This window comes from Fusobacterium sp. (assembly GCF_019012925.1).
Classification (GTDB): Bacteria; Fusobacteriota; Fusobacteriia; order Fusobacteriales; family Fusobacteriaceae; genus Fusobacterium_A.
The window spans coordinates 36,221-48,946 of the sequence record NZ_JAGIRL010000049.1 but is presented as its reverse complement, the minus strand read 5'-3'; the positions used below and the strand labels follow the sequence as shown (position 1 = coordinate 48,946).

The 12,726-nt window shown below is 29.5% G+C and carries 14 protein-coding genes and 1 pseudogene; 4 read left to right on the top strand and 11 right to left on the bottom strand.

All coding sequences use genetic code 11. From position 1 onward, the window contains the following. Positions 1-147: 147 nt before the first annotated feature. On the bottom strand, positions 148-1,413 hold the full coding sequence (aroA, locus tag QZ286_RS09375; RefSeq protein ID WP_291256703.1) for a 3-phosphoshikimate 1-carboxyvinyltransferase: 1,266 nt from the start codon (positions 1,411-1,413) through the stop codon (positions 148-150). 87 nt (positions 1,414-1,500) lie between these two features. Between aroA and QZ286_RS09370 the strand changes: the two genes are divergently transcribed. Genes QZ286_RS09370 through QZ286_RS09360 form a run of 3 tightly spaced genes read left to right on the top strand, consistent with a single transcriptional unit; the run spans position 1,501 to position 2,556 of the window. After that, complete coding sequence (locus tag QZ286_RS09370) at positions 1,501-1,788, top strand: chorismate mutase (RefSeq protein ID WP_291256702.1); 288 nt, start codon at positions 1,501-1,503, stop codon at positions 1,786-1,788. Positions 1,789-1,790: 2 nt separating this feature from the next. Beyond that, positions 1,791-2,132, top strand: a complete 342-nt coding sequence (gene eutS / locus QZ286_RS09365) for a BMC domain-containing protein (protein ID WP_291256701.1) — start codon at positions 1,791-1,793, stop codon at positions 2,130-2,132. A gap of 1 nt (position 2,133) precedes the next feature. Continuing rightward, positions 2,134-2,556, top strand: coding sequence for a EutP/PduV family microcompartment system protein (locus QZ286_RS09360; RefSeq protein WP_291256700.1), 423 nt, complete (start codon positions 2,134-2,136; stop codon positions 2,554-2,556). Between the two features lie 72 nt (positions 2,557-2,628). Here QZ286_RS09360 and brnQ read toward each other — a convergent pair whose 3' ends face one another. The 3 genes from brnQ to yfcC form a co-directional block, all read right to left on the bottom strand. Further along, positions 2,629-3,903 (bottom strand): branched-chain amino acid transport system II carrier protein, encoded by a 1,275-nt coding sequence (brnQ, locus tag QZ286_RS09355; RefSeq protein WP_291256699.1) that lies wholly within the window; start codon positions 3,901-3,903, stop codon positions 2,629-2,631. A 95-nt stretch (positions 3,904-3,998) separates the two neighbouring features. After that, a complete protein-coding gene (locus QZ286_RS09350) occupies positions 3,999-5,360 on the bottom strand; it encodes a sodium/glutamate symporter (protein WP_291256698.1) in 1,362 nt (453 codons plus the stop codon). A gap of 72 nt (positions 5,361-5,432) precedes the next feature. Beyond that, positions 5,433-6,935, bottom strand: coding sequence for a putative basic amino acid antiporter YfcC (gene yfcC, locus QZ286_RS09345; RefSeq protein ID WP_291256697.1), 1,503 nt, complete (start codon positions 6,933-6,935; stop codon positions 5,433-5,435). Positions 6,936-7,270: 335 nt separating this feature from the next. Here yfcC and QZ286_RS09340 point away from each other — a divergent pair, with 335 nt between their 5' ends. Next, positions 7,271-8,638: an ATP-binding protein gene (locus tag QZ286_RS09340; protein ID WP_291256696.1), complete on the top strand. Its 1,368-nt coding sequence runs from the start codon at positions 7,271-7,273 to the stop codon at positions 8,636-8,638. Between the two features lie 66 nt (positions 8,639-8,704). Here QZ286_RS09340 and QZ286_RS09335 read toward each other — a convergent pair whose 3' ends face one another. The 7 genes and pseudogenes from QZ286_RS09335 to QZ286_RS09305 form a co-directional block, all read right to left on the bottom strand. Then, complete coding sequence (locus tag QZ286_RS09335; RefSeq protein ID WP_291256695.1) at positions 8,705-9,163, bottom strand: hypothetical protein; 459 nt, start codon at positions 9,161-9,163, stop codon at positions 8,705-8,707. Positions 9,164-9,480: 317 nt separating this feature from the next. Continuing rightward, positions 9,481-9,564: pseudogene (locus tag QZ286_RS09330) on the bottom strand (transposase); the annotation flags it as partial. Positions 9,565-9,795: 231 nt separating this feature from the next. Further along, complete coding sequence (locus QZ286_RS09325) at positions 9,796-10,080, bottom strand: type II toxin-antitoxin system RelE/ParE family toxin (protein ID WP_291256694.1); 285 nt, start codon at positions 10,078-10,080, stop codon at positions 9,796-9,798. Further along, on the bottom strand, positions 10,061-10,345 hold the full coding sequence (locus tag QZ286_RS09320; protein WP_291256693.1) for a hypothetical protein: 285 nt from the start codon (positions 10,343-10,345) through the stop codon (positions 10,061-10,063). The genes QZ286_RS09325 and QZ286_RS09320 overlap by 20 nt, the downstream gene beginning before the upstream one ends. A gap of 174 nt (positions 10,346-10,519) precedes the next feature. Then, positions 10,520-11,275 (bottom strand): MIP/aquaporin family protein, encoded by a 756-nt coding sequence (locus QZ286_RS09315; protein WP_291256692.1) that lies wholly within the window; start codon positions 11,273-11,275, stop codon positions 10,520-10,522. 18 nt (positions 11,276-11,293) lie between these two features. Beyond that, positions 11,294-12,121, bottom strand: coding sequence for an ethanolamine utilization protein EutJ (gene eutJ / locus QZ286_RS09310; RefSeq protein WP_291256691.1), 828 nt, complete (start codon positions 12,119-12,121; stop codon positions 11,294-11,296). 20 nt (positions 12,122-12,141) lie between these two features. Beyond that, on the bottom strand, positions 12,142-12,699 hold the full coding sequence (locus QZ286_RS09305) for a BMC domain-containing protein (protein ID WP_291256690.1): 558 nt from the start codon (positions 12,697-12,699) through the stop codon (positions 12,142-12,144). Positions 12,700-12,726: the final 27 nt, after the last annotated feature.

Sequence of the window (12,726 nt, the reverse complement as noted above, 5' to 3'; positions counted from 1 at the left end):
GGTATATTGTATTAGAAATTTGAAAAAATTTCGAGTACTTTATACCTTTTTTTATTTTAAAAATAAAAAAGCCAAAGAGATTAAAAAATCTCTTTAGCTAATTTTAAAACATATAGCTATTAAGTTTGCAACAGCCCCATTCTTTTTTTATAAATACTCTATTTTTATCTCTAAGCTTGATAAATCTTCAAAAAATTTAGGATAAGATTTATTAATAGCCTCTGCTCCTTCAATAGTAAGAGGTTTATCTAAGAGAGTAGCCATTATAGCCAAACTCATTACAATTCTATGATCTTTGTGTCCAAAAACATCTATACAAGAGTTATAACTACTCTTTCCAACAATAGTTATACTACTTTCATCAGAGGAGATCTCAACACCCATTTTTTTTAATTCAATCTCCATAGCTTCAATTCTATCACTCTCTTTCAGTCTCAATCTTTGAGCATTATAAATTTTAGATTTTCCCTCTCCATAAGCTAACAAAACTGTTAAAATAGGGCCAAGATCTGGACAATTCTCTAAATCTATATCCATCTCCTTAGGAGTTCCACTATAAAATTTATATCCATCTTCTTGCTCTTCAACTTTTAACCCTGCTCTTTTTATGATATTTATAATCTCTCTATCTCCCTGTTTTGAGTCTAACTTCAACCCTTTACAAACTACATCATTATTCAAAACTCCCAACACTGCAAAAAATCCAAGTTGTGAATAATCTCCCTCAACTTTATAATCAGTTGCTCTATATTTTTGATTTCCCTTGATGTAAATCTCCAGTTCATCTCTATATTCAACCTCTACACCAAAAGTTTTAAGCATATCAATCGTTAAATCCACATATGATTTTGATTCAAATGGAGGATTGATTTTTATTATTGAATCTCCATTGAGTAAAGGAAGTATAAATAGTAGTCCACTTATAAATTGTGAGCTGATATTTCCATCTACTACATACTCTCCTGACTTTAAACTTCCATCTATTACAATCTTCTCATCATCTTGCTCAAATACTAACCCCTGATCCTTAAATATTTTTTCATATATCTTCTGTGGTCTTTTTAATAATCTATTTCTCCCATAAAACTCTATATTTTTTCCAGTGAGAGAGAAGATAGGTATAAAAAATCTCAGTGTAGAGCCAGACTCATTACAATCAATTTTATTATCATCAAATTTTGAAAAATCCTCAATCCCCTCTACTATCAGACTATCTTCCATCTCAGAGATATTTGCTCCTAATTTTCTCATTCCTGCAATAGTTGCTAAAATATCCTCTGAATATGCTATATTTTCTATTTTACTTTTTCCTCTAGCTAAAGTAGCACATATTATCGCTCTATGAGCCATACTTTTAGAAGGTGGGAGCTTTATATCTCCTTCAGCTTTAGACGGATATATTTTAACTTTCATCTCATTCTCCTTAATTTAAAATTTTATTATATTTTACAACTTTTTTTTATTAAATAATAGTGGTATAATTAAAAAAAGGAGAGATGTATGAATAGATTAGAATTAGCTAGAATAGAGATAAATAGGGTAGATAAAGAGATTGCTAAGCTTTTTGAAGAGAGAATGAAAGCTGTTGAAGAGGTTATTAATTTCAAAATTGAAAACAACTTAGACATTTTAGATTCTTCTAGAGAAAATGAGGTTATTGAAAGAAATAAAAAACTCATTGAGGAAAAAAAATATGAAAAATACTATGTAGATCTAATTACAAATATGATGAGAATATCAAAAAATTATCAGAAGGAGATAGTTGATAAATATAGTAAGGGGGAGTAAATTTGGAAAAAAATAGGGTTATACAGGAATATGTACCAGGAAAGCAGATAACACTTGCACATATTATTGCACATCCAGATAAGGATATCTGTAACAAATTGGGGCTAAATATTGAAACAACTCAAGCTATTGGAATACTTACAATCACACCTGGGGAAGCTGCAATCATAGGGGCTGATATTGCTACTAAAGCAGGAGAAATAGAGATCGGATTCTTGGATAGATTCAGTGGAACACTTGTTATTAATGGTAAGGTCTCAAGTGTTGAAACATCTATTAACAGTGTCTTAAATTTTTTAGAAAACACTTTAAAATTCTCAATTTGTGAGTGTACGAGGTCATAGTATGAAGATAATGCTAGTGGGAAAAACAGGAAGTGGTAAGACTACTCTCATACAAAGATTAAAAGGTAGTGAAGTTAAATACTCAAAAACTCAGATGATATCCTATGATGATAGATATATTGATACTCCTGGTGAGTATCTTGAGAACAAGATGATGCTTAGAAATCTACTTGTAAGCTCTATGAATGTTGAAAAGGTCATCTTTGTTCAGAGTTCAGAGGACACTCAAACAATGTTTCCTCCTAATATCTCCAATATGTTTATGGGCAAAAAAATAATTGGGGTAATCACCAAAATTGATAAGGGTCAAAATATTAAGATGTGTGAAGAGTGGTTAAAAATAGCTGGAGCTACTCAAATATTTCATATTGGTTTTAATGATGAAAATGAGTTGAATAGATTAAAAGCTGAATTAGATAAATAATTAGCTAAAAAGAGCAAGTACCAACCTGCTCTTTTTATTATTGTCTTAAATTAATAATTTTTTCTAATCGCTCTATTTTTTAGGAATGAACTTAAAAATTACTCCTCCTAATATTGCTGGTAATACCCAAGCTAATCCTAAAGATGTCAATGGAATTACTGAATATATTTTATCAAATAATTCTATACTATATCCCATAGCTTGTAAAGCTTCATAACCACTTATAACCCCAGCTCCAATAACTGTTCCAAAAAAAATATTGTCATTTTTTATATTATTTTTAAATATATTCAAAAATATCAAAGCTATTGCAATCGGATATAGAAAAACTAGTACAGGAACAGCTAGTTTTATTATTATATCCACTCCAAACATTGCAAAGATAATACTTATAACAGTAGTGATCACTGCTAATTTCTCATATGATATCTTTGTAAGTTCACTAAAATAATCAGCCACAGTAGCAGTTAATCCAATTGCTGTTGTTATACAAGCCCCTGTAACACAGATTGCTAAAATTATTTTTCCACTATTTCCCAATAAAGTTTTCACTATTGAAGTTAGTAGCTCAACACTTCCAGCACCTTTCAATGCCTCATCTGTTATTGTACTTCCTATAAAGCTCAAACCACCATAGACAATAGCCAATCCTCCAATAGCAATTAAACTCGTTTGTAGTAAAAATAAAAACTCTTGCTTAGGTGAAAGGTTCTTATCTTTTCTAATTGATTTTAAAATAATATCTGAAAAAACAATAGCTGCCAATGTATCCATTGTTTGATAACCATTTAAAAATCCATATTTAAATGGTGCTAACTCTTTTACAGTTGTAATAGAGTTTCCAATAGGAAAAAATACCCCTTTAAATATTATTATTGCAAGTACTGCTAATAATATTGGTGTCAATATAGCTCCAACTCTATCCACTACCTTACTAGATTTCAAAGAGAATAAAAGTGATACTCCAAAGAAAACAACAATAAAGATAATTTTATACATGTTATAGTTACTACCACCCTTTGAAAAAATCATCTCAAAGGCTGTAGCTCCTGTTCTAGGTAAGGCTAACAATGGACCTATAGCAAGTATCAAAGCCACATTAAAAAACTTACTAAATTTAGGTGACACCCTCTTAGCAAAGCTATCTAAATCCTTTCCAGCAAAAGCTGAAGTAAATATAGCTAAAAGTGGAAATCCAGCTCCTGTCAATATAAATCCTATTGTTGCTAGAGCCCATTTATCTCCATTGATAAATCCTACCATAGGTGGAAAAATAAGATTTCCAGCACCAAAAAGCATAGCAAAAAGAGCAAAACCCGTTATAATAACATCTTTCTTTTTATACATTTTCTCCCTCCAAAATTATTAATATTTACATAGAATACTATATTTATTACTATATAATATAAAAATAATTTTTTACTGTCAATATAAAAATCAGATTATTTTTTTCTATTTATATTATAAATTACAAGTGAGAAAACTATAATTAATATAGTATGGAATATCACTGGTATCACTGGATTATATAGCGAACTCAAAGTTATCGAATATATGATCATAAACGGTCCAACTAATGCTGTTAAAGAGAATCCTAAAGAGTAATCTCCCAATACTGGTGACTTAAACTCTGGATCACAGATTTTTAAAAGTAACATACCTGTAAAAAATACTCCAAAACTAGTTCCTGCCATTGATATTGCTCTTTCAAATGGGTAATTATTTTTGAAATATCTATAACAATAGTATTTTATACAATACCAAGTTCCTAAAAATCCCAAAATTACCATGATAATTATTGGATAAAAATATGTAAATACCGCTTTAAGAGGAAGTGAAGTTATGGCACTCACTATTGCAAACTCTGTAAATAAGCTTGAGATTCTACTCTTCACCTTCACATCTATGCACCACTCTAAATTTAATTTCTTTATAATCTGCCATACAATCATCATTAATAACATTGCAAATATCCAAATAGATATTGATGAAAGAACTGGCACCCTATATTTCTTCACTAAGCTTAAAATTATATAAGCAAGACCACATACTGAGAAAACAAGTGCCATATGAAAAGCTAGAGTATCAATTGATGATGCTAACATAGTCTCTCTTCCCAATGAGTTCTGTTTTGAAATATCTGTATAATACCCTCTTTTCAACTCTAAAGGTATATCACTTGGATTTTTTAATATAGCTGTTTCTCCTTTTTTACATGCTCTATTAATTAAAACTATTCCAAATAAAATTCCACCTATAAGTCCAAAAGTAGCAGTGGTTGTAGCTATTCCTTGAGCTGTCTCCCAATACCCCATATTCATCTCTTGCAAAACTCTTCCTATCATTCCTGCTGTTCCATGACCACCAGCAAATCCTGTATTTAATTCAGCACCAAAAGTTTCATATAGGGGTTTATTTAATATATATTTATAGACAAAATTTACAAAATACCCTATCCACAATTGAAGAAATGTGACTATGAATAGAATGAATCCTGTTATTAAAATATCTCTAAACTCACCCTTACTATTTTTTATCTTTAGATTCATTCCTAAGGGAATACTCGCAATTACTGGAATAATCAATAAACTTGGGAGTAAAGAGATCTCTTTGCTCCACACTACTGGAGTAGAGATATTAAATACTCTCCCCATAATTTCAGGACCTATTAGTAAACCAACTGTTCCACCAATAATTGATGCTGGAATAAATAGATCTTGAAAAATTTTAAATTTTGATTTAATAATAACTCCCAAAATTAAAAGAAAACTTAAATAACATAAAATATAAAAAAATTGTTGCACTATACCTCCTAAAATAAAGAGTGACCAAAAGATATCACTACTATCAATTGGTCACTTAAAATATAATATAAATTACTGTAAGTTCATTAAAACTCCACCTACAACAAATAAAGAACCTAAGAAGAATAAAGCTCCTTGTAGTTTAATTTGATATTTAGCCCAAACTACCCAATCTAGTTTTGCTATTCCTAATATGGCAATTAAAATTCCTGATGTTGGAACTATTAGGTTTGTAAATCCATCTCCAAGTTGGAAAGCAAGAACAGCAACTTGTCTAGGTACACCAACTAAGTCAGATAATGGTGCCATTATAGGCATAGTCAAAGCTGCTTGTCCTGATCCTGATACAACAAAGAAATTGAATACTGATTGGAATATATACATTACCCAAGCACTGAATGCTGCTGGTAGTCCACTTAATCCTTCAGCTACCCAGTTAAGTATAGTGTTTAAAACACTTGGCTCTCCAGCTTCAGAACCACCTAAAACTAATACAATACCTTTAGCCATACCAACAACAATTGCAGCTCCTATTAAATCTTCTGCACCCTTTTTAAATGAGTGTGCAATATCATTTACACACATATTTTCAAGTTTGAATAAAACTCCTATGATTCCAGAAACTACTCCCATTATTACAAATTGAGTTGCTATCTCAGGTAAATAATATCCAAATTTTAATACTCCATATATTATCCAACCCATACCTAATGCTACAACTAGTAAAACTAATTTATGTCCCAATTTAAATTCCATCTCTTGTTGTTCTGATAGATTAAATTCATTTCTATAAAATGCATCTGAAGCATATGAAATAGAGCTTTCTGGATTTTCTTTTACTTTTTTAGCATATCTCAATGTATATGCTATACCTAATCCTGTGAAGAATACCCACATAAATATTCTAAATCCAGCTCCTGATAATACTGGTACTCCTGCTACCCCTTGAGCTATTGCAACACTAAATGGATTCATCCAAGAAGTTGCAAACCCTATCTGAGTTGAAACATAAGTTATTAATATTCCTGTAATAGCATCGTATCCCATTCCAATTACTATTGGTATCAATACCATTGCAAACGGAATCGCTTCCTCTCCCATTCCAAATACTGCTCCTCCTAAAGAAAAGAAGAAAAATACAATTGGAAGTAATAGATATTCTGATCCCTTTGTCTTTTTAATCAATGAAAATAATCCAGCTTCTACAGATTTAGTTCTTAAGATAATTCCAAATGCTCCACCTGTTATTATCAAGAAAGCTATTACTCCAACAGCTGTTCCCCATTTATCTCCACTTACAATCCCTTCAAATACATAGTTAGAAACTCCAACTTCTCCTCCAGGCTCAAAAAACTTTACTCCCTCTACAAGTGGCTTTCCTTGTTCATTTAACTCATAAGAAAAACTTCCTGCAATTGGAACTACTCTTGTTTTTTCTGCACCTGTCTCAGTAATATAAGTTACCTTTTCCATCTGAAATTTCCCCACTGGAACTGTATGTGTAAGTATTGCTGCAAATATTACAACAAAAAATATTATCACATACGTGTCAGGCATATTAAATTTTTTCTTCATTGTTATCCCCCCTATTTTAAAGTTCGTCTATATGATTATACTTTATAACTTCAAATTTATCAATAGAATAAATCAATTTTATATATTACTTTTTTAATATTTTTCAAAAAATTCTTAACTTTTTATAAATTATTAATAAAAAAAATTGATATTGATATATTTTTTTTATGTAAAAAAATAAATTAGTATAAAAAATTATATAAAAATAAAAAATGATAAATTTTTATAATCGGTAAAAAAGATAATCTAAATTATGATAATTTAAATTATCATAATTTGAATTATATTTATTAAAGTGGTATAATATAGTAGAATATAATTTTCGAGGTGATAAAATGAAATTTATTAACAGAAAAAGAGAGATGGCTACCTTAGAAAAAGAATATACTCGAGAAAAAAGTTTTGTTGTTTTATATGGAAGAAGAAGAACAGGAAAAACTACACTTATAAAAGAATTTATAAAAGATAAAAATGCTTTTTATTTTTTTGCTGACAAACAAAATGAATCACTTCAAATTAGTAGATTTAAAAAGCAATTGGCAGAATATTTTAAAGATGAATTTTTAAAAAAAATAGAAATTAATGACTGGGACACAATTTTTGACTATTTTATAAATAAAATTAGAGATGATGAAAAATTTATTCTAGTTATAGATGAATTTCAATATCTATGTTCTGTAAATAAGGGGTTTTCCTCTATATTTCAGAGAATATATGATGAAAAAATGTGTCATAAAAATATTATGGTTATTCTGTGCGGTTCTTTAATTTCTATGATGTATTCTGAGGTTCTATCCTATGATAGTCCTCTCTATGGAAGAAGAACAGCTCAAATAAAGCTTCAACCTATTACTTTTGAATACTATAAAGATTTCTTTGAAAATAAATCAAAAAAAGAACGTATTGAATTTTACTCAATAACTGGTGGAATTCCAAAATACATTTTAGAATTTGATAAAACCGAATCTCCTCTGTGGAATATAGAGAATAATATTTTTAATAAAGATAACTTCCTGTATTCAGAACCAAAATTTTTACTTCAAGAGGAGATTAATGATTTATCAAGATATTTTTCTATATTAAATTCTATAGCTTCAGGAAATACTAAGCTATCTTCTATCTGCTCTAATCTTGAATTAAATTCAAATGGAATAACACCTTATATTACTAAATTAATAGATTTAGATATATTAGAAAAGGAAGTTCCTGTTACCGAAAATTTAGAAAATAGTAAAAAAGGATTATATAAAATTAAAGATAACTATTTGAAATTTTGGTTTAGCTATGTTTATCCTTATCAAAGTTATTTAGAAATCGAAAATTTAACCTATCCTCTAGATAAAATTAAAAATGAATTTAATCTTTGGGTATCTAAAATATATGAGGAATTGGCTAGAGAAACTTTATTCAGTAATTTACAAATTCCATTCCCTATAAAAAAACTTGGAAGATGGTGGAACAATAATGAGGAGATTGATATTGTTGCATTGGGTGATAAAGATATAATTTTTGGTGAATGTAAGTGGAGTAATAAAAAAGTAGGTTTAAGTGTCTTATTTTCATTGAAAGAAAAGAGTAAAAAAGTAAACTGGAACAACAATAGTAGAAAAGAGTATTTTATCCTATTTTCTAAAGAAGGATTTAGTGAAGATTTGATAGCTCTAAGTCAAAAAGATAAAACAATTATACTTTCTGATTTTTGATAATATCTAATATAAAAGAAGGTTGCAAACTAATAATTTTTAACTACTGATTTGCAACCTCCACTATTATTTTATTTTTTCAATAAGATTCAAAATTACATATTCTTCTTTCTTATTTACTGTTATATGTAATACAAGTTTAACTGGAAGTTCAAGTGCTTTTTCTCCCCCCTCTACCCAGAAATCATCAATATTACTTGTCTTATTTATAGATTTTGTAGTTTTTGAGTACGGAGCTAAAACTGTCTTTGGTAACAAAGTATTTCTTTGACTGTATAACTGCCCACTTATAATAACAGAATCTCCATCCAAACTAGAAGAGTTCCAATCTATTTCCAAGACCTCATTTGTTAGATTTTCTATAATTAATCCTATTCCTTTATCTAAAAGACCTAATTTTTCTTGAGTAACTTCTATTTTAACTAAATTTTTATTATTTGTCAAAAATTCTGTTCTTATTAGAGTATTGGAACAACCTACTAAAAGAAATAAAACTAACACTAACATTATATAAACTCTTTTCATAAAACTCCCCCAAAATATTATTTTAATAAATTATATTTTTCCTTCAAATACAGTATTTTATCTATAATATAATAAAGCTTCTAGTAAATTTAAACAAAATCCTCTTGAGTACTTCCAACACTATTAGTTTTATAATGTTGATATCTAAATCTAGGATTACTATTCACTCCAACTCTTCCTTTTGGATAAACTCTCCTTCTGTTATTAGTAACTCTCTAATTTTTTTTAGTCATAACCTAGAAACTCCTATTATTAATATTTTTAATTATAATATAAAATTTACTCTTTTTCAAGTTCAAACTTTTCAAGCGATTGGTTATTGAACTTTTTCCTTTTAAATAACCCATAAAACTTGATACACTTAATTTTGGTAGAATACTTACTAACATATGTATGATATCCTCTTTTGCTTAATTTAATTGGTCAGCAAACCTAACTTTATTATATCAAAGGAGATTTTTTTGTCTATGCATAGCCTTCCGGCTTCTTTAAACCACTCGCTTAGCAAGTGGTTATCTTTATACAAAGAGACCTTAGTAATTTTTTTAATAAATTGCTAAAGCCTCATTGAAATTTTATTTTGTTTTACTTATCAATACTATTTGACAAAGAATCTTTTTAATTAGAGTTTTTTATTTACCTTTTTTATAAATGTCTCCACGACTTCCTATATCTAATACTATAACTACAATTTTATCTTGATGAACTTCAAATAGAGCTCTATTACTTCCAATTCTTAATCTATAGGTATAGTCATTAGAACAATGGTATTTTTTAATATTATATTTTTTTACATTCTCATTACTTTCAGTCAATTCTTTAAAAGCCTTGTAAAACCTTAATCCTTCAATTTTATTAGACATTAAAAATTTTTCAGCACTCTTTTTATATAGAACCTTATAATTGTAATAACTCATCTAAAGAAATCTCCCTACCCTCATCAGTATCATTTTCTAATTTTTTCATTAATTCATCAATTTCATCTTGCTCTTTGCTATCTACGTATTCACAATTATTAGCTAAGAATTGAGCTAGATCCTGTTTTTCAGTTTCTTTTATATAATTAAGAGTTGCTGTTCTCATCACTTCAGAAAAAGATTTTCCTATTTTTTTACAAAAATCTTGAATGATTTGGTTTTCTTCTTCTGATAAAGTAATATTTTTTCTTAGAGCAATTCCCATAATATACCTCCTCATATGTATAGTGTGTATTATAAGTATAGTATATAATAGAAAAGAAAAAAAGTAAATAAAAAAATTCCTTTTGATAAAATTATTATGATACAAAACATATAGCCACTAAAACTGAAAATAGGAGCTTTCAAATTTTTGAAAACTCCCATTTTTTCAAATATCTTAACTAAATAAAGCTTGATATACTAAAGCTCCTATTACCCCTCCAAGGATAGGTCCAACTATTGGTACTAAAGAGTAGCCCCAATCTGATCCCCCTTTATGTCTTATAGGTAATAAGGCGTGCATAATTCTTGGTCCTAGATCTCTTGCTGGGTTTAGAGCATATCCTGTTGGTCCACCAAAACAAAGTCCCATAGCCCACACTAAAAATCCAACTAATAATGCTCCTAAAATTCCAATACTTCCTGTTGCCTTATCTCCATTTGAAAGAGTAAATTCAACTAAAGTATTATGTGAATTTCCTAATCCTAAGATTGAAAATATAAATATTGCTGTTGCTATTACCTCAGTAACAGTATTCCACAGATAATCTCTTATAGCAGGACCTGTACAAAAGATCGCTAATAATGCTCCTGAATCAGTTTCCTCATCAAAATGCTTTTTATAAGCTAAAAACATCAATAGACTTCCAAACATTGCCCCTAATAATTGAGCTATTATATACCCAGGTACAAACTGTAAATCTAAAGCTCCTATAGTTGCTAAGGCTATAGTCACAGCTGGATTAAGATGAGCTCCACTCACCCAACCTACAGTATATACTGCCACAGCTATTCCCAATGCCCAACCTGTTGTTATTACCATCCAACCAGCATCTTTTGCCTTTGATTTTGTCAAAACAACATTGGCTACAACTCCTCCCCCAAAAGCAGTTACCATTGCTGTTCCAATAAATTCTGCCAAATAAACATTCATACTTTACCTCCTAATAGATTATTGTATCTCTAACCCTGTTAAAGCTATTCCTAGTGGTGTTACTAATAATGGTTTATATGTTTTTATGATATTTTTCTTTAATTCCTTTCTAAAAACCTCTTCAAACTCTGTAAATGTACAAGCTCCTCCAACTATATAGACATCTTCCACATCAAAATCTTGTAGGAATCTTTTTACTATATGAGCCATTTTTTCAACTACTGGTCTTATTATTGGAAAGATCTCCCTCTCTCTTGAACTATCTTTTTTCAACTCTTCAGCCTCAGAAAAAGTTATCCCATAATTTCCAGCTAATACCAATGACATATGTGTACCACCAGTAGGCTCATCAGCTGTAAATATCACCTCTCCATCTTTTATCACACTTATACCTGTTGTTCCTCCACCTACATCTACTACTGCACCATTTTTTATTTTTAAAACTTGTGCTGCTGCTGTTGGTTCATCTACTACCTTTTCTACATCTATTTCAGCAGAATCAATAACATTCACTATAGCTTTTACACTCCCACTCTCTACTCCTGGTGGAATTGCTGTATATCCCTTTGTTATCTCAATCCCCAATCTCTCCTCTAATCTTGCCTTCATCTCTCTTACTATTCTTATTGCTCCAACAAAATCAACCACTATTCCATCTTTTACCACTGAAGATTGATAAACTTCACCAGCTACTGGATTTCCATCTTTATCTACAACACTCATGACAATATTAGCAGTTCCTAAGTCTACACCAACATAAAATTCGCTCTTATCAAAATCTAAAATTGGTTTATCTATAACTTGATCAAATCTTTTAATGTACTCATTTACTCTATTTAAATCCATATACTCTCTCCATTCTTTCCTTAGATTTTAAAGCTCTTTAAAAAATTTTCAGAAGGTGAGTTTATAGATTCTGCACTTACCAACTCTTTTATCCCTCTACTTTTTACTCTCTCAATTGCATTTTTTACTGCTGATGTGTCCCCTTCAAATAAAACAACACCCTTATCAAACATTCCAACTCCAGCTCTAATTGTTATAATCTCAACTGGACTCTCATCTTCTAAAAAATCTCCTATCTCAATAGCTCTAATACTGTTTGAAAACTCTATTAACCCCAAACTTCTAACCTTGTCTTCATATTTTATAGCCCTATTTAACTTTCCTAAAATACTGATACTCACTCCACTGACAACTATTTTGCTTATATTTTTATCTGAATATTTTGACTTTAGCTCTTCAAGATAATTATCTAGGGATACAATTTCACCCTGTAATCCACTACATACTATCATATATTTTCCTGGACATAGGATACCCACTCTTTCTATATCTACATTAAAATTTTTAGTAATCTCATCTAAAAATACAAATCCTGTCCCTATACTCCTAAATTCTAAAAGTAAAAGTGTTTTTTTCATCCATGTCCTCCTTTCAAATTTTGGTAT

What these genes read in the sequence shown, in the direction of transcription:
- aroA (WP_291256703.1), bottom strand. Translation starts at nt 1,413, where the DNA reads ATGAAAGTTAAAATATATCCGTCTAAAGCTGAAGGAGATATAAAGCTC.
- QZ286_RS09370 (WP_291256702.1), top strand. Translation starts at nt 1,501, where the DNA reads ATGAATAGATTAGAATTAGCTAGAATAGAGATAAATAGGGTAGATAAA.
- QZ286_RS09360 (WP_291256700.1), top strand. Translation starts at nt 2,134, where the DNA reads ATGAAGATAATGCTAGTGGGAAAAACAGGAAGTGGTAAGACTACTCTC.
- brnQ (WP_291256699.1), bottom strand. Translation starts at nt 3,903, where the DNA reads ATGTATAAAAAGAAAGATGTTATTATAACGGGTTTTGCTCTTTTTGCT.
- yfcC (WP_291256697.1), bottom strand. Translation starts at nt 6,935, where the DNA reads ATGAAGAAAAAATTTAATATGCCTGACACGTATGTGATAATATTTTTT.
- QZ286_RS09340 (WP_291256696.1), top strand. Translation starts at nt 7,271, where the DNA reads ATGAAATTTATTAACAGAAAAAGAGAGATGGCTACCTTAGAAAAAGAA.
- QZ286_RS09335 (WP_291256695.1), bottom strand. Translation starts at nt 9,163, where the DNA reads ATGAAAAGAGTTTATATAATGTTAGTGTTAGTTTTATTTCTTTTAGTA.
- QZ286_RS09325 (WP_291256694.1), bottom strand. Translation starts at nt 10,080, where the DNA reads ATGAGTTATTACAATTATAAGGTTCTATATAAAAAGAGTGCTGAAAAA.
- QZ286_RS09320 (WP_291256693.1), bottom strand. Translation starts at nt 10,345, where the DNA reads ATGGGAATTGCTCTAAGAAAAAATATTACTTTATCAGAAGAAGAAAAC.
- QZ286_RS09315 (WP_291256692.1), bottom strand. Translation starts at nt 11,275, where the DNA reads ATGAATGTTTATTTGGCAGAATTTATTGGAACAGCAATGGTAACTGCT.
- eutJ (WP_291256691.1), bottom strand. Translation starts at nt 12,121, where the DNA reads ATGGATTTAAATAGAGTAAATGAGTACATTAAAAGATTTGATCAAGTT.
- QZ286_RS09305 (WP_291256690.1), bottom strand. Translation starts at nt 12,699, where the DNA reads ATGAAAAAAACACTTTTACTTTTAGAATTTAGGAGTATAGGGACAGGA.